15 protein-coding genes and 1 pseudogene are annotated in these 14,718 nt (G+C 74.0%); 7 read left to right on the top strand and 9 right to left on the bottom strand.

Going from position 1 to position 14,718, the window contains the following annotated elements; genetic code table 11:
• Positions 1-877: 877 nt before the first annotated feature.
• Complete coding sequence (locus AMK19_RS25350; RefSeq protein ID WP_073815608.1) at positions 878-1,669, bottom strand: DUF3050 domain-containing protein; 792 nt, start codon at positions 1,667-1,669, stop codon at positions 878-880.
• Positions 1,670-1,930: 261 nt separating this feature from the next.
• Positions 1,931-2,467, bottom strand: a complete 537-nt coding sequence (locus AMK19_RS25345) for a TetR-like C-terminal domain-containing protein (protein ID WP_073815606.1) — start codon at positions 2,465-2,467, stop codon at positions 1,931-1,933.
• A 230-nt stretch (positions 2,468-2,697) separates the two neighbouring features.
• Here AMK19_RS25345 and AMK19_RS25340 point away from each other — a divergent pair, with 230 nt between their 5' ends.
• A complete protein-coding gene (locus AMK19_RS25340) occupies positions 2,698-3,708 on the top strand; it encodes a zinc-binding dehydrogenase (RefSeq protein ID WP_073815605.1) in 1,011 nt (336 codons plus the stop codon).
• Between the two features lie 714 nt (positions 3,709-4,422).
• On the opposite strand, the pseudogene AMK19_RS38475 reads toward AMK19_RS25340, so the two are convergent.
• Both AMK19_RS38475 and AMK19_RS25330 read right to left on the bottom strand, forming a co-directional pair.
• A pseudogene (locus AMK19_RS38475) lies at positions 4,423-4,563 on the bottom strand (nucleotidyltransferase domain-containing protein); the annotation flags it as partial.
• Positions 4,564-4,657: 94 nt separating this feature from the next.
• Positions 4,658-5,509, bottom strand: a complete 852-nt coding sequence (locus tag AMK19_RS25330) for a patatin-like phospholipase family protein (protein ID WP_073815601.1) — start codon at positions 5,507-5,509, stop codon at positions 4,658-4,660.
• A gap of 81 nt (positions 5,510-5,590) precedes the next feature.
• Between AMK19_RS25330 and AMK19_RS25325 the strand changes: the two genes are divergently transcribed.
• The 3 genes from AMK19_RS25325 to AMK19_RS25315 all read left to right on the top strand — a co-directional run bounded on the left by AMK19_RS25325 (position 5,591) and on the right by AMK19_RS25315 (position 7,701).
• Positions 5,591-6,151, top strand: a complete 561-nt coding sequence (locus AMK19_RS25325; protein WP_073815600.1) for a TetR/AcrR family transcriptional regulator — start codon at positions 5,591-5,593, stop codon at positions 6,149-6,151.
• An 89-nt stretch (positions 6,152-6,240) separates the two neighbouring features.
• Positions 6,241-6,660 (top strand): carboxymuconolactone decarboxylase family protein, encoded by a 420-nt coding sequence (locus AMK19_RS25320; protein WP_073815598.1) that lies wholly within the window; start codon positions 6,241-6,243, stop codon positions 6,658-6,660.
• Positions 6,661-6,744: 84 nt separating this feature from the next.
• The gene (locus tag AMK19_RS25315; protein WP_073815596.1) at positions 6,745-7,701 is read left to right on the top strand and encodes a phosphotransferase; all 957 of its coding nucleotides are present in this window, start codon (positions 6,745-6,747) and stop codon (positions 7,699-7,701) included.
• Between the two features lie 12 nt (positions 7,702-7,713).
• Here the strand turns inward: AMK19_RS25315 and AMK19_RS25310 are convergent, their stop codons facing one another.
• Positions 7,714-8,997 (bottom strand): alpha/beta hydrolase family protein, encoded by a 1,284-nt coding sequence (locus AMK19_RS25310; protein ID WP_073815595.1) that lies wholly within the window; start codon positions 8,995-8,997, stop codon positions 7,714-7,716.
• Positions 8,998-9,140: 143 nt separating this feature from the next.
• Positions 9,141-10,007, bottom strand: coding sequence for a class I SAM-dependent methyltransferase (locus AMK19_RS25305; RefSeq protein ID WP_241844574.1), 867 nt, complete (start codon positions 10,005-10,007; stop codon positions 9,141-9,143).
• 126 nt (positions 10,008-10,133) lie between these two features.
• Here AMK19_RS25305 and AMK19_RS25300 point away from each other — a divergent pair, with 126 nt between their 5' ends.
• A complete protein-coding gene (locus AMK19_RS25300) occupies positions 10,134-10,889 on the top strand; it encodes a maleylpyruvate isomerase N-terminal domain-containing protein (protein WP_073815592.1) in 756 nt (251 codons plus the stop codon).
• Positions 10,890-10,922: 33 nt separating this feature from the next.
• Here AMK19_RS25300 and AMK19_RS25295 read toward each other — a convergent pair whose 3' ends face one another.
• A complete protein-coding gene (locus AMK19_RS25295; RefSeq protein WP_073815590.1) occupies positions 10,923-11,492 on the bottom strand; it encodes a hypothetical protein in 570 nt (189 codons plus the stop codon).
• A gap of 91 nt (positions 11,493-11,583) precedes the next feature.
• Here AMK19_RS25295 and AMK19_RS25290 point away from each other — a divergent pair, with 91 nt between their 5' ends.
• Positions 11,584-11,967 carry a VOC family protein gene (locus AMK19_RS25290; protein WP_073815588.1) on the top strand — a complete coding sequence of 128 codons (384 nt, stop codon included), beginning with the start codon at positions 11,584-11,586 and terminating at the stop codon, positions 11,965-11,967.
• A gap of 20 nt (positions 11,968-11,987) precedes the next feature.
• On the opposite strand, the gene AMK19_RS25285 is transcribed toward AMK19_RS25290, so the two are convergent.
• Positions 11,988-12,602 carry an HAD family hydrolase gene (locus AMK19_RS25285; protein WP_073815586.1) on the bottom strand — a complete coding sequence of 205 codons (615 nt, stop codon included), beginning with the start codon at positions 12,600-12,602 and terminating at the stop codon, positions 11,988-11,990.
• 63 nt (positions 12,603-12,665) lie between these two features.
• Between AMK19_RS25285 and AMK19_RS25280 the strand changes: the two genes are divergently transcribed.
• Positions 12,666-13,664: an ROK family protein gene (locus tag AMK19_RS25280; RefSeq protein ID WP_083647338.1), complete on the top strand. Its 999-nt coding sequence runs from the start codon at positions 12,666-12,668 to the stop codon at positions 13,662-13,664.
• 32 nt (positions 13,665-13,696) lie between these two features.
• Here AMK19_RS25280 and AMK19_RS25275 read toward each other — a convergent pair whose 3' ends face one another.
• Positions 13,697-14,689: a hypothetical protein gene (locus tag AMK19_RS25275; RefSeq protein WP_073815583.1), complete on the bottom strand. Its 993-nt coding sequence runs from the start codon at positions 14,687-14,689 to the stop codon at positions 13,697-13,699.
• Positions 14,690-14,718: the final 29 nt, after the last annotated feature.

Here is a 14,718-nt window from a genome sequence, read left to right as displayed (position 1 = left end):
GGGGCTCCCTTCCCTCGGCCCGGGCGCCGAGCCGGGCAGTGACCTCCTCTCAACGTCCCTCCACGGGCACGTCTTTGACTGGTGCACGCCGCTCTGTCCCTACGGAGGCCGAGGCGTGCCAGGTCCTCCCCGCGCGAGCGGGGTCCGCCGGCAACTCGCGGGGCCCGGGCGGCACCTACTGAGGTTTTCGTCGTGTTGTCGGTGGTGACAGGTGGTGGTCCCTGCGATGTGCCGGTGGTGTGCAGCGAGCCAGGATTGGGGCCTGAATGCTGAGCGGCGGCCGCCCGGCCGTGTCATTCTGCCGGGGTGGACCGGGGAGTGTCTGCTGTCCGTTGACGGGGGCGTGAGCGGTCTGCGTGTCGGGCGCGGTGGGGCTCGGACACTCGGGCGTCTCCACCCCGGACCGGGCCCAACTCGGCAGCCGGAGGCCACCGTTGGCGTTGCGGGCGAGGTGGGTCAGCACGTGGCCGGGCGACGAGCCGGACGGCGGGGGCGGCGTCCGGACGTCGGCCGTCGGTGAACCGGGAGGCCGTCCCGAGGGGAATCGCGGTCGCGGCGGCGTCGAAGTCCGTGGCGTCGGCCATCCCCCCGGCATACCCTCCGCACGGTGCGCCCGCACCGAGCCGGGCCGTCCCACCGCCACGCCCGCCGAGCGGTGACGGCCGGGCCGGGGACGGCGCTGGGACAGGCCGCGTCGCGGAGCCCGGAACCGGCCGTGCCCTCCGAGCAGTACCCCGGCGCAACTGCCGCGCCGAGGTCGGCACGAGGTCTCGTCATCCGGCCGGCAGCGGCCAGTTCGAATTGCCCGGGGGGTCTCGGCGGTGCCGCCGGGCGGCCGGCGGGGGCCGGCGCCCGGCGGGGGCGGGGCGGTCGGGGCTCAGGCGGTGCAGTCCGCGAGGATTCCGTCCCAGAGGGCGACGCGGGCGGCCAGGGCGCGCTGGACTGTGTCGGCGCACTGGGTCCAGCGTTCGTGGTCGTCGCCGCAGAGGTCGATGAGCATCTGCATGGCCATCGGCGTGTGCTGCTCGCCGTCCACCTCGATGTGGCGGGCGAGGTAGTCCTTGAAGACGGTCAGCCGGTTGTCCGCGTCCTCGATCCGGATGACCTGCTCGAACATCTCCGGGATCAGGTCCTCGCGGCCGAACGCGAAGGCCGCGGCCTGGCAGTGCACCGGCGCGTTCTCGATGATGTCCCAGGTGACCGCCATGAACTCGGCGGCTGCGGCGGGGATTTCGGCCTGCTTCGCCGCGTCGGCGACCGCGGTGCCGGTGCCGAGCAGGCGCAGGAATTCGGTCACCGCGCCGGTGTCGGCGCCGGCCCGGGCCATGCCGTCGAGGTAGAGCTCGAAGTGGCTGATGTAGCCGTCGCCGAGCTCGTCGCTCTCCTCGACCAGGACGATTTCGTTGATGAGTCGCCGGCTCGCCGTCGGGCCGCTCGGCAGCCACGGGAGCTCCACGCACGTCAGTTGCCGCTGCAGGCACTTGAGCAGCGACATGAAGTCCCAGACCGCGAACACATGGCGTTCCTGGAAGGTCCGGACCCGCTCCAGGGAGTTCAGCTCCTGGTAGATGGGGTGGCCGACGACCTCCTGACGCACGGGCTCTATCGCCTCGCGCAGTGCGGTCAGGCCGGGGTGCGAGCGGTCCCAGTGGTAACGGTCGGAACTCATGGCGGCTCCAAGGCAGGGAGAAGCGATGCACTGACGACATGTCAGGCATGGGGTGTGTGTGGCGGATTGCGCGGTTCAGGCTACGGGAAGGCGCACACAAATCCGATGCCTCGGACTCCGATTTTTCACAAAGGCATCTCAGGGCAGTGCCGTGGCCGGGAGTCCGGGTGCGTGCCCTTTCGGGCAGCGGCGCGCGCCACTCGCCGTGCGGCGCCGGGCGGGGCCGGGGTCAGCGCCGGGCGGGGCCGGGCGGGGCCGGGGTCAGCGCGGGGACAGGCCGTCCAGCACCAGGTCGACCAGGGAGTCGAGGAAGGCGGGGGTGACGGGTTCGCCGAGCAGCAGGTGGCGGGCGAACAGCGGGCTCATCAGCGCCTCGACGGCCGCCCGGGGGTCGATGTCCGCCCGGATCTCGCCGCGTTCGGCGGCCCGGCTCAGCAGCAGTTCGGCGCGCTCCAGCCGTGCGGCCCAGTAGGCGTCACGATGGCTGCGGGTCTCGGCGGTGGCCGGGGCGATGCTCAGGTGCAGCAGCGCGGGGCCCTCCGGGGTGTCGAGGAACGCGGCGAGGGCGGTGAGGAGTTGACGCAGGTCCTCGCGCAGGGTGCCGGTGTCGGGCAGCGGCAGCGCGTGGTCGGTCCAGTCGGCGAGCGCCTCCAGCAGCAGCCGCTCGCGGGTGCCCCAGTTGCGGTACACGGAGGTCTCGTGGACGCCGGCGGCCGCGGCGACGGCCGACACGCTGGCGGCGTCGAGCCCGCCCTCGGCGAGCAGTCGCACGGTCGCGTCGAGCACGGCCCGCCGCATGGCTGCACCGCGCCGCCGCAGTGGCGCGGCCGGCCCGGCCTCGTCTTCCGCAGGTCCGTTCTGCTTGTCGCTCGACACCCCCGAAGCCTAACGCAGGCCTCCTTGCATTGCTGCGCACAGCGTCGTAGCCTCGGCAATGCAAGTCGCCTTGCGATATCCCTCGATATCCGCGCAGGGCGCTGCGGCAACAAGGCCGCCGACAGCCCGCCGTCGGCCGGAGAGGATCGACCATGGCCCGGATGCGTGCCGTCCGCCTGCACCTGCCCACCCGCAAGCTGAGCGTCGAGGAGGTGGAGCGTCCCGTCCCCGGCCCCGGCCAGGTGCTGATCAAGGTGGAGGCGGCCGGTGTCTGCCTGTCCGACGTCCACCTGATCGACGGCTCGCTCACCCCGCTCTACCTCCCGGGCGAGAGCGTCACCCTCGGGCACGAAGTCGCGGGCACCGTAGCCGAGTTGGGCGAGGAAGCGGGCAAGTGGCAGGTCGGCGACCGGGTCGTCCTGCAGGCCGGCGAGCAGCGCGACGGCATCACCTGGACGCGCGGCGTGGACTACGACGGCGGCTGGGCGGAGTACGCGCTCGCCCGCAAGGACACCCTGATTCCGCTCCCCGAGTCGATCTCGTTCGAGCAGGGCTCGATCATCCCGGACGCGGTCTCCACCCCGTGGGGCGCCATCACCACCACCGGCCAGGTGCGGCCCGCCGAGCCGGTCGGCGTGTGGGGTGTCGGCGGTCTCGGCGCGCACGGCGTCCAGCTGCTCCGGGCGATCGGCGCGAACCCGATCGTCGCCGTGGACCCCTCCCCCGCCGCCCGCGAACGCGCACTCGCCTTCGGCGCGGACCTGGTCCTGGACTCGGCCGACCCTGAGCTCGCCGCGAAGATCGGCGCCGCGACCGGCGGGGCCGGCCTGGCCGCCGCCTTCGACTTCGCCGGCGTGCCCGCCGTCCGCGAGCAGGCGATGACCGTCCTCGGCGCGCACGGCCGACTGGTCCTCGTCGGCCTCACCGACCAGCCGCTGACGGTCACCAACAGCGTCCGCTTCTCCTACCTCCAGCAGCAGATCCTCGGCCACTACGGCTCCGGCGAGACCGCCGTCCCCCAGCTGATCTCCCTCGCCGCCGGCGGCCGCCTCGACTTCTCCCGCTCGGTCAGCGACGTCCTCCCGCTCGACCGGGCCGCCGAGGCCGTCGAGCGCCTGCACACCAAGCAGGGCAACCCGATCCGCCTGATCCTCAAGCCCTGACGCCCTCCTCCACCCGCCCCGCCGGACCGGCACCCCCGTCCGGCGGGGCACTCCCATGCGCGGCCCTGGCCCGGCCGACGCTCGACGCCCGGCGGCCGACTCGGCGACGCCCCGCCAGGTCCTCCGGTAGCCCACGGACAGGGGGCCGCCGACGAGGTCGAGCACCTGCTCGGCGGCCCTGGCCAGGAGGGCCGGGTCGCCGGAGTGGCACAGCTGGCGGTGGCCTTCGAGCAGGGCCGGGCCGAGCGTCCCGTCCGCTTCCCGGAGGCGTCGCGCGAACCACTTGCCGCTGCCGACCCAGGCGCGGCGGTGGTCGCAGAGCAGGTCGGCCGCCGCACTCAGGACCGCACCGGCGACGGCCAGTTCCTCGATCCGGTCCCGCGTGTCCGCCAGGTCGGTCGGGTCGGTCGGGTCGGTCGAGTCGGTCAGGTCGGTCAGGAGGTCGGTCAGTCCGTACCGCTTCGTGTCGACCGCCTCCGGGTCGAGGGCCGGTGGCCCGTCGAGGAGGTCGGCCTTCGCGCGGGCCCGGGCCCGGGCGCCGTGCCCGTGCGGGTCGAACAGCACCCGGCCGGTGGCGTACATGCTCTGGGCGACCGCGCGGCGCGAGGCCGCGTCGACGGCGAAGAGGTCCGTGAGGCCGGCCTGCGTGTGGACGAAGAGCTCGACGACGCGTTCCTCGAAGCGCACTGTCTCGCGGTAGGTCGCGCCGTCCTCCGGCATCAGGACCGCGATGTCGAGGTCGCTGGACGCCGTGGCGCGCCCCGAGGCCGCCGAGCCGGCCAGAACGGCGGCGAGCGCGTCCGGGAAGCGGTCGTTCACCAGGCGCCGGGCTTGGGCGATCGGATCGGAAGTCATGGCGGTCACCGTCGCACGCCGTCGCCGCCGGCCGCGACACGGTTTCCGCAGTGCCACCGGTGACTGTCCGGTCGGGCGGGCCGCCCGCGGCTGGTCAGTCTCGGTCCGCGTCGGCTCCGGTCTTCCAGGCGAGGCGGAACTCCTCGGCCGTCTCCGCGCCCTGCCGGAGGCCCTCGGCGTAGGCCGGGGCCCAGGCCGTTCGGTCGTTCAGGTCCGGACCGAAGGCGTGCAGGGAAGCCTGGTCCGGCTCGATGGTCAGGGCGGTGTGCGGGGCTGCGGCCGCCAGTTCGCGGTGGAGCAGTTCGCGGGGGAAGAGGTGCGCCTGCGGGTCGACCACGACGAGGGTGCGGGCCCCGGTGGCGAGTGCGGCGTTGGTCGCGGAGTGCAGCGAACCGTCGAGGTAGCGGCGGCCGTTGACGGTGATCGGCGGGTAGATGCCCGGGAAGGCCGTGCTCGCGGCAACGGCGGCGGCCAGCGGTGCGTCGCTCGTGCGGGAGAAGACCGTCTGGGCGCCGGTCTCGGCGTCCGTCACGGGGATCAGCAGCTCGCGCGAGGACGGCCAGCGGTCGGTGCCGATCATGGCGTGCATCCGGTCGATGTGGGCCTGTTCGGGGCCGGTCTCGGCGGCGAGCGCGATCCGGCCGACCCGGCGGCGGGCCTCGTCCGGGTTCGCGGCGGCGTCGCGGAGGACGGCGAACGCCTCGCCCAGGCGGCGTCCGTCCACCTGGGGCGGGGTGCCGCCGGCGGGGCGGGGCGGGGTGGCGAGGTGGTCGGGGTCCCGGCCGGTGGCGAGCAGGGCTGCGGTGATCGCGCCGGCCGAGGTGCCGACGAAGAGGTCGGCGTCGGCCGGGTCGAGCCCGCTGCGGCGCAGTCCGGCGGCGAGGCCGGCCGTCCAGGCCGTGCCGACGAGGCCTCCGGCGCCCAGCACGAGTGCCCGGGTGTGCATGACTGTCCCCTCTCGTTGTTGAAACAGTCGTACCATATACCGACGCACGTTCAACTCCGCAGCGAAGAAAGGACGTTCACCGTGGGCCGACCGCCGGACCCGGACCGCCGGGAGGCCACCCTGGCGCGGGCGACCGACTACGTGCTGGCGCACGGCCTGGCCGGGTTGAGCCTGCGCCCGCTGGCCGCTGCGCTCGACACCAGCCCGCGGATGCTGCTCTACGACTTCGGCAGCAAGCAGGAGTTGGTGGCCGCCGTGCTCGCCGAGGCCCGCCGCCGGGGCGCGCACCGGCTGACCGAACAGCTCCCCCCGACGGCCGTCTCCGCCGAGGAGCACCTGCGCGCCATCTGGACCTGGATGAGCGCCCCGGAGCGCGCCCCGTTCGTCCGGCTGTTCTTCGAGGTGCACGCCGACGGTCTCGCCCACCCGGAGAACTACCCGGACCGGGCCGAGGCGATCACGGGCTGGTTCGACACCCTCGGCACCACGCTCCGCGGCATCACCGCGGGCCCGGGCGACACCGTCACGCCCACCCTGGTGATGGCCGTCGTCCGGGGCCTGCTGTTCGACCTCACCACCACCGGGGACCGCCACCGCACCGACCTCGCCCTGGACCGCTTCTGCGCACTCCTCCGGCCCTGAACGAGGCCTGACTCGCGTTTGCGTTCGAGCGCACTCCAACTCCTACGGTCTCCACCATTCACCGTGCACCCACGAACGGAGACCACCCCATGACCAGTACTGACGCCGCCACCACCCGGCAGCAGCGCCTCGACCACGGCCTCGACGTCCTCGGCCGGATCGACGGCGAGGCCGGCCGGAACGTGCTCGCCGCGCTGTCCGACGTCTCGCCGGAGCTCGCCCACCAGGTCGCCGCCTGGGGCTTCGGCGAGATCTACGCCCGCCCCGAACTCGCCCCGCGTGATCGCCAGTTGGTCACCCTCGGCATGCTCACCGCGCTGGGCGGCTGCGAGCCGCAGCTGCGGGTGCACGTGAACGCGGCGCTGAACGTCGGCCTGACCCCCCAGCAGATCGTCGAGGCCCTGCTGCACTCCGCCGTGTACTGCGGCTTCCCGCGCGCCCTGAACGCCACCCTCGCCGCCAAGGAGGTCTTCGCCGAGCGCGGCCTGCTCCCGCTCGCGGCGGCCTGACCGGCCGCGTGCGGCGGGCGCCTCCCCCGGCCCCGGGGGTATTTCGTTCGCTTCGGAACGGGTGCGTGTTGAATCCTCGGAGGCATGACACTGCACGAGGACGAGATCCCGACCGACGAACTGCTGGTCCGCCGTCTGCTGGCGCAACAGCGGCCGGAGTGGGCCGAGTTGCCCGTCCGGGCGGCCGGGTCCGGCACCGACAACCGGATGTTCCGGCTCGGTGACGGGCTGCTGGTGCGGCTGCCGCGCACGCCGGGGACGGCCGACGCGGTGCGCAAGGAGCAGGTCTGGTTGCCGCGCCTGGCACCGGAGTTGACATGCGTGGTGCCCGAGCCGGTGCACCGGGGCAGGCCCGGTGGCGGGTTCCCGCTGCCGTGGTCGGTGTACCGGTGGATCGAGGGCGCCGAGGCCGGCCCGGAGTCGGTGGCCGACTGGGCCGCGTTCGGGACGGAGCTGGCGGCGGCGGTCCGGGCCCTGCACGCCGTCCCGCTGCCGCCCGAGGACGAGCGGCACGGCCTCCAGTGGTACCGGGGCGAGGAGTTGGCGGCCTGCGCCGACTCGATCGGCGCGTCCTTCGCGCAGGCCCGCGCCCTCCCCGGCCTCGGCCAGGACTCCGGCCAGGACTCCGGCCAGGGCCTTGACCTGGACCGCGACCTGGACCTGGACCGCCTCGAAGCCGTCTGGCGCGCCGCGCTGGCCCTGCCCGCCCCGTCCGCACCCCCGGTGTGGCTGCACGGCGACCTGAAGCCGTCCAACCTGCTGGTCCGGGACGGCCGGCTGCACGCGCTCATCGACTTCGGCTGCCTGTCGATCGGCTTCCCGGACGCCGAGCACGCCCCGCTGTGGGACGTGCCGGCCGCCGCCCGCCACGCCTACCGCGCCGCCCTCGGCGTCGACGAGCAGACGTGGCAACGGGCTTGCGGATGGGCGGTGGCCGTGGCGATCAGCGGGGTGCCGTACTACTGGGAGAGCGATCCGGCCTTCGTCGCCGAGTGCGTCGCCCGTCTGCGCGCCGTCCTGGACGACCCGGCCGGGCTCTGAGCCCCGGGCCGGTCACGGTTCGTAGACCATCTCCGGGAAGTTCCCCGAGGGCCCGTCGAGCAGGTGGTCGTCGTGGCCGCGCAGCCAGCGGTCGAAGAAGCTCGCGACGTACGTCCGGGTGGCGAGGACCGCCCGGTCGGGCCGGATGTCGCCGACGCCCTCGTGCAGCGCCTCGGCGGAGATCGCGCCCTGGCGGGCGAGTTGCGGCAGCAGCGACTCGGCGTCGGTGTACGAGGCGTGGCGGGAGCCGTCGAGGGTGAAGTCGGCGTGCCAGCCGGTGCTGTGCTGCCACAGCGCCTCCCAGCCGGGCTGCTGCTGGTGCGGGCCGGAGTCGCCGTTGCGGGTGCCGAGCAGCAGGAACGGGCGGTCCAGGCCCTTCTCGGCAACATCCGTCAGGTAGACGCCGGTGCGGCCGTCCGAGCCGGGGAAGTGCAGCTGCCCGTCCATGTTGACGGCCGCAGAGATCCGCGGGTCGTCGTGCATGGCCTGGAGGGCGGTGGAGCCGCCGCCGGAGTGGCCGACCATGCCGATCCGGCCGAGGTCGAGGGCCGCGCCGACGCCGGGCGGCAGGGTGCGGGAGTCCTTCAGCCGGGCCAGCTCGTCGAGGACGAACCTGGTGTCGTCGACCCGGGTGCCGATCATCTTCCGCAGCAGCGCGCCCATGTCGAGGGCCGGGTCCTGGGCCAGCTCGGGGAACACCGATGTGGCCAACTCGCCTCCGGGCAGGGAGACTTCGGACGCCTCCCAGGTGTGGTCGACGGTCACCACCACATAGCCGCGCGAGGCGAGGTCCTCCACCAGGCCGGTCCCCCAGGTGCGCGGGTCGCCCAGGCCCGCCGAGTACAGCACCACCGGCCGGACCCGGCCGGGCAGCGCCGGCGCGTCGACGCGGGCGTGGGTGCGCACCCCCGACCAGTCGGTGCGGTCGGGCTCGAAGCGCTCGTTCATCCATCCGACGCTCCCGGCGCTGCCGAAGTGCGCGCCCGCGTCGGGGGTCATGTACGGCACTCGGTCGGTGCCGGACGCCGGGCGGGCGGTCGGGTACCAGAGGCTGATCATCAGCTCGCGGGGCCGTCCGGCCTTCCACGGGTCCTCCCGTCCCTGGTCGACCAGGTGCACGCTGGTCGTGCCGACCGCGTACGGGCCGGTGGGCGCCGGCAGCGTCGCCGTCGCCAACTGCCCGGCCGGGGCCTGCCGCCCCACCGTCTGCGCCATCGCGCCCGGCGCCCCGGCCACGCCCAGCGCCACCGTCGCGGCCAGCACCGCCGCCGCCATCGCCCGTCCCCGCCTGCCCATCGTCCGTCCCCCTACTGGTGTCTTCGCTACGTTCTTCGGCACGGGAGGGACGGTACGGGCGGGGCGGGTGCGAAACCGTCATACCGGGGAGCCAACTCGCCCGGGGCTACCCCGGTATGACGCTCCCGCAGCAGCGCCCCGGCCTACCGCTCCGGCACCACCGCGTGGGCCAGCACGGAGAGTTCGAACGGGCGCAGCGCATCGGTCCGCTCCTCCCACGGCTGGGGGACCAGGGTGTCGCGCTGGCGCAGGTAGCCGAGCGGGCGCAGGCCGTGGCCGGTCAGCAGGGTGTCCATCTCCTCGACGGTGAGGAAGGTCCGCCACGGTTCGCCGTTCTCGGCGGCCGCTGCGTGCACCTGTTCGGCGTACAACTGCCCGGCGGGGTCGCGGTGTTCGGCGGGTAGCAGGTGTTCGGCGAGAAGTTCGGTGCCGGGCGCGAGCGCGCCGACGGCTGACAGCACCCGGCCGATCGCCTCGGTGCCGAGGTACATCGTCACGCCCAGCCAACTCACCACCGCCGGCCGTTCGGTGTCGAATCCGGCAGCCGTCAGGGCATCGGTCAGGTCGCCCTGTTCCAGGTCGAGCGGGACGAAGGAGACGGTGGTCGGGACGGCGATTCCGGCGGCGGTCAGCCGGGCCCGCTTCCACTCCTGCATGGCCGGGTGGTCGACCTCGAACACCCGGACGGGGTGGGCGAGTTCGCTGCGGTAGGCGAAGGTGTCCAGGCCGGCGCCGAGGACCACGTACTGGTCGATGCCGCGCCGGGCGACGGCCTCGGCGAGGCGGTCCTCGGTGCAGCGACTGCGGGTGACAGCGGTGGTCCGGGCACCGGCCAGGATCGGGTGGGCGCCGAACGCGCGGTGGTAGCCGAGCAGTTCGTCCGCGCGCTCGCCGAGCAGGGCGGAGGCGAGGGTGTCGGCGAAGATCGGCGGTTGCTGATCGACGAGCAGGTGGGCGGCGCGGGCGGCGGCCGACATCAGGGCGGTTCGACTGGGAGCGTGATGGTCCATGCCCAGAAAACTAATATGCTGACACCACATCATATCACATTAATAAATCTTTCCACAGTGTTTATCGGTACGTTTTCCGCAACAATTCCCGCGCGCTGCGGCGAGGGCCCGTGATAGGCAGGGGGAATGGCTCTCACACTCGCCTTCCCGGCCCTGTTGGCCCAGATCGACGAGCACTCCGCGGCCCTTCGCCGCACCGTCGCCGCCGCGCCCGACCCGCGGGCCGTCGTCCCCAGTTGCCCGGGCTGGCGGCTGCCCGACCTGCTCGAACACGTCACCGTCGTGCAGCGGTTCTGGACGTCCGCCGTCACCGCCGGGGCCGGCTTCGTCCCGAGCCGGCCCGAGTTGGAGACCGGTCTCTCCGCCGAGCAGGAACTCGCCCGCTCGGCGGAGACAACTGCCGATCTGCTCAAGGCACTTCGCGCAGCCGGCCCGGACGGCCCGTGCTGGACGTGGTGGCCGGGCACCGACGCCCCGCAGACCACCGGGGCAGCCGCCCGGCATCAGGTGCAGGAGGTCGCCGTCCACGCCCATGACGCCCAACTCGCGGTCGGCGCACCGCAGTCGGTCGTTGAGGAGGTCGCCCTCGACGGCATCGACGAGTTCCTCGTCCTCTCCTGGGGCACCGCCGACCACTGGACGCACGGACCGGCCCGCGTCCGCCTGCGCACCGACGAGGGCCCGACCTGGCTCGTCGAACTCACCGCCGACGGCGCCAAGGCCCTCGCCCCGGACGAGGACCCGGTCGCGCTCGAACTCGCCGGCCCCGCCAGCGAGTTGCTCCTCACCCTGCACCGGCGACGTCCGCCCACGGCCGTCCGCACCACCGGCGCCGACCCGGCGCTCCTGCCGCTCCTCCTCGACTGGCCCCGCCTCGGCTGACGCCCCAACGGCCCGCCGAGGTCGGGCTGTTCGTCACCGCCGTCGCCGCCGGCGGCCCGTCCGCGGGTCGTCGGCGGCGCCGAACGAGGTCAGGGCGGCGGCCAGCACCAGGAAGCTGCCGATGACGGCGAACGCGGCCGGGACGCCGGTGAAGATCCGGACCTCCGCCCCGCGTCGGCGGTCGTACTCGGCCTGGCCGATCTCGGTGCGGACCAACGTGCGTCCGTGCGCGCCGGATTCGGCCTTCGTCCAGTAGTAGCCGGTGGCGTCCTTGTGGACCTCCGCCGCGTCGGAGCCGGTGGCCAGGCCGACCGCGATCAGACAGGCCGTCAGCACGTAGCAGAGCTTCACCCCGCGCGGCAGCCGCCGCAGTTGGTGCGGCAGTCCGTCCACCCTGTCCCGGCGCAGGAACGGGACGGACCAGGAGCGGGCCAGGGCGGCGGCGAAGACCAGGACGATCGCGGCCAGCGTCGACGCCCACAGCCAGGCCGGCGCCACCCACCGCAGCGGCGGCACGGTGGCCGCCAGGCAGAGCAGTTCGACGGCGCACAGCACCCACGCGGCGACGAAGTGGACCCGGTGACTGCCCCGCAGAACCTCCATGCCACACCCCGTTCAGCCGTTCCCCCGAATCTCGCGCAGCCTATCCCCGGCATGCCCCCGCAGGGCACCCTTGCCTCTCTAGGATGGCCGAATGGCATGCCGTATCAGCGAGTTGATCCTCGACTGCAGCGACCCCGAGCTCCTCGCCGCGTTCTGGTGCGAGGTCCTCGGCTACGTCGAACTGGGCCGCGAACCCGACGGCGGCATCGAGATCGGCCCGCCCGCCACCGGCTTCGGCGGCCCCCTGCCGACGCTGATCCTCAGCCCCACCACCGACCCCCGCCCGTCCCGCCTCCCGCTGCACCTCGACGTCAGCCCCACCGACCGCGAGCAGGCCGCCGAACTCGCCCGCCTGCTCGCCCTCGGCGCGAAGCCCGCCGACGTCGGCCAGACCGGCCGGGAGCCCTGGCACGTCCTCGCCGACCCGGAGGGCAACGTCTTCTGCCTCCTGCGCGCCCGTATCCCGCCCGTCTGACCGAATGCCGTCCCCCGCTGTCAGCCGGCGGTGCGGGTGCGGGTCCGGATGTCGACGGCGGGCATGCCGGCGCGGCGGGCGGCGAGCAGGCCGGAGTCGGTGTCCTCCAGGACCAGGCAACGGGTCGGGGGGACGCCGAGACGCTCGGCCGCGAGCAGGAAGATCTCCGGGGCGGGCTTGCCCTCGGTGACGTCGTCGCGGGTGACGGTGCAGGCGAACAGGTCGGCGAGGCCCAGGTGTTGCAGGGTCGCCCCGACCGTCTCGCGCATGCCGCCGGAAGCGACCGCGATCGGCAGGCACCCGGCCAGGGAGCGGGCCAGGTCGGCGACCCAGCGGATCTCGCGGACGTCGTCGAGGTGGTCGAGGTAGCGCCTCTCACAGGCCGCCACCAGGGCCTCCAGCGGGTCGGCGGGGGTGACGTCGTGCTGGTCGAGGGCGGCCCGGACGGTCTCCGGCGTGGAGGTGCCGGTGTGGTCCTGGTACCAGTCCCGGCCGATCCGGATGCCGAGCGGGCCGAGCGTGTCGGACAGGGCCTTGAAATGGGCCGTGTGGGTGTCGGCGAGGGTACCGTCGCAGTCGAAGAGAACGGCCCGGCGGTCGGCGAACCAGTCGGCGGGGTCGTGCGTGCCGGTCATGACTTCCCTTCAGGGACGGGGAGTTGACGGGGTGACACATCATTGAGTGGGTTTCCTTTCTAAGTGTCGGAGTCCGCACCCGTCAAGGAGGTACCGTCCCGGCCGACCGTCAATGAGCTGGTCAGAGTGCTGGAGGCGGCCGGTTTGGTCGAGTGCGCCGGGGAGGAGAACGCCCGCACCGGGCTCGGCCGGCCGGCCCGGCCGGCCCGGGCGGTCCGGTTCCGGGCGGAGGCGGGCCATGTCGTCGGGATCGACGTCGGACCGCACCGGCTGGTGGTCCTGCTCGCCGATCTCCAGTGCGCCGTGGTCGGCCGGTGGCGGCTCGACGACCACGGCCTGACGCCCGCCCGGGCCGGGCGGGAGGTGTCCGAGCGCCTCGCCGAACTGCTGGCCGCCGTACCCGAGTCCGGCGGCCTGCGCGGCATCGCGGTCGCCACGCCCGGCCTCGTCCCCTCCCCCGGGACGGCCCCGCCCGGCCCATGGCCGGTCGCCGGCCTCCTCGCCGACCTGCGCGACGCCCACCCCCGCTGTCCGATCCTGGTGGAGAACGACGCCAACCTCGCCGTCCTCGGCGAGCACCGGCGCGGTGCGGCGCGCGGCCTCGACACCGTGGCCTACGTCCACTGGGGTTCCCGGATCGGCTCGGGCCTGCTCATCCACGGCCGCCTGCACCGGGGCGCGACGGGAGCGGCGGGCGAACTCGGCCATCTCGCGCCCTCCGCCGGCCCCGGCGACCCGCGCATCAATGCGTCCGAACGCGGCTGGCTGGAGCGACAGTTGCTCGACGTCGACCTCACCGACCCCGCCGGCCGCGCCAGCGCCGTCCAACACCTCGCCGCGGGCCTCGCCGCCCTCGCCCACCTGCTCGACCCCGACGCCGTCGTGCTCGGCGGCGGCGCGATCGAACGCGCCCCGGACCTCGTCGACGACCTTCGCGCCCGTCTCGGCCGCATCGCCCTCTCGCCGCCCGCCCTGCACCGCTCCCCCCTCCGCAACGAGTCCGCCGCCACCGGCGCGATCCACCTCGCGCTGGAGGCCGCGGAGCGCTCGCTGCTGCCGTGAATCGGCCTCCGGCGGGTGCTCGGGTGTCCTGGTCAGGGGTGGGACGGCCCGGGGGTGAGGTGGGCGGTGATCAGGTTGGGGTCGGTGGCGGTGGCGTAGGCGGCGCTGCCGATGTAGGCGGTGTGGCCGCGTACGGCAACGGAGGTCGGGTTCTGGAGGCCGTCCGCCGCGGTAAGGACGGTGGAGCGGGTGCCGTCGGGCTCGATCAGGACGACTTGGCTGGGGCCCTCGACGAGGGCGGCGAGGATCTGATCGCTGCGGCCGGTGAAGTCGAAGTCGTCGACGGGGCCGAGGCCGGCGGCCCGGGTCTCGACCGCCCCCGGCCGGCCGCCGTCGCCGATGGGGACGCGCAGGACCGTCCCGTAGGACGTGTTGGTGACCCAGACCGCACCGCCGTGCACCTTCAGGCCGTTCGCCCCGAGGTCGCCCACGGCCGGCGCGAGCTCCGGGGCGGTGGCCCAGCGAACCGCGCTGCCGCCGGTGACCGGGACGGTCCAGATCGTGCTCAGGTTCGAGTCGGCGATGTAGAGGGTGCCGGTGCGCCGGTCCAGGGCCATGCCGTTGGGGATGCTGTCCGCCGGGAGGGCGGCGATGCGCTCCGGTGTGCGGCTGCCGGGGCTCAGCCGCCAGACGCCCGTCAGGTCGGCGCTGCCCGCGACGTACAGGACGTACAGGGTGCCGTCGTCGGCGCGGGCGATGCCGGTGGCGAGCGGCTGACCGAACACCGGCGTGTCGACGCCGCCGTCGGGCGGGGTCGGGAGGGTGGCCAGCACCCGGGTGCGACCGTCGAGGCCGACGTGGGCGACCTGGTGGCTCACCGAGAAGGTGACGTCGGCCGAACCGTCGGGCTCCAGGGCGATGTTCTCCGTGGTCTGCCCGGCAGCCGCATCGAAGTGCGCGACGAAGCGTGCGCGGTCGACGCCGACCACCGGGCCGGCGGCGGCCGGGCCGGTCACCGCCGTCACGAGCCCCATGGCGGCCGCCACGATTCCGGCGGCGGCCGCCGGCCTGCGCGCGATCTTCATGGACAATGTCCTTTCCCACGAACGGAGTT

The organism is Kitasatospora sp. CB01950 (assembly GCF_001905465.1).
Lineage (GTDB): Bacteria > Actinomycetota > Actinomycetes > Streptomycetales > Streptomycetaceae > Kitasatospora.
This window is presented reverse-complemented; position numbering and strand designations above follow the sequence as displayed.

Bases quoted from the DNA above. Each gene is read 5' to 3' on its own strand.
- AMK19_RS25350 (WP_073815608.1), bottom strand. From the start codon at position 1,669: ATGAGTTCCGACCGTTACCACTGGGACCGCTCGCACCCCGGCCTGACC.
- AMK19_RS25345 (WP_073815606.1), bottom strand. From the start codon at position 2,467: ATGCGGCGGGCCGTGCTCGACGCGACCGTGCGACTGCTCGCCGAGGGC.
- AMK19_RS25340 (WP_073815605.1), top strand. From the start codon at position 2,698: ATGGCCCGGATGCGTGCCGTCCGCCTGCACCTGCCCACCCGCAAGCTG.
- AMK19_RS25330 (WP_073815601.1), bottom strand. From the start codon at position 5,509: ATGCACACCCGGGCACTCGTGCTGGGCGCCGGAGGCCTCGTCGGCACG.
- AMK19_RS25320 (WP_073815598.1), top strand. From the start codon at position 6,241: ATGACCAGTACTGACGCCGCCACCACCCGGCAGCAGCGCCTCGACCAC.
- AMK19_RS25315 (WP_073815596.1), top strand. From the start codon at position 6,745: ATGACACTGCACGAGGACGAGATCCCGACCGACGAACTGCTGGTCCGC.
- AMK19_RS25310 (WP_073815595.1), bottom strand. From the start codon at position 8,997: ATGGGCAGGCGGGGACGGGCGATGGCGGCGGCGGTGCTGGCCGCGACG.
- AMK19_RS25305 (WP_241844574.1), bottom strand. From the start codon at position 10,007: ATGGACCATCACGCTCCCAGTCGAACCGCCCTGATGTCGGCCGCCGCC.
- AMK19_RS25300 (WP_073815592.1), top strand. From the start codon at position 10,134: ATGGCTCTCACACTCGCCTTCCCGGCCCTGTTGGCCCAGATCGACGAG.
- AMK19_RS25295 (WP_073815590.1), bottom strand. From the start codon at position 11,492: ATGGAGGTTCTGCGGGGCAGTCACCGGGTCCACTTCGTCGCCGCGTGG.
- AMK19_RS25290 (WP_073815588.1), top strand. From the start codon at position 11,584: ATGGCATGCCGTATCAGCGAGTTGATCCTCGACTGCAGCGACCCCGAG.
- AMK19_RS25285 (WP_073815586.1), bottom strand. From the start codon at position 12,602: ATGACCGGCACGCACGACCCCGCCGACTGGTTCGCCGACCGCCGGGCC.
- AMK19_RS25275 (WP_073815583.1), bottom strand. From the start codon at position 14,689: ATGAAGATCGCGCGCAGGCCGGCGGCCGCCGCCGGAATCGTGGCGGCC.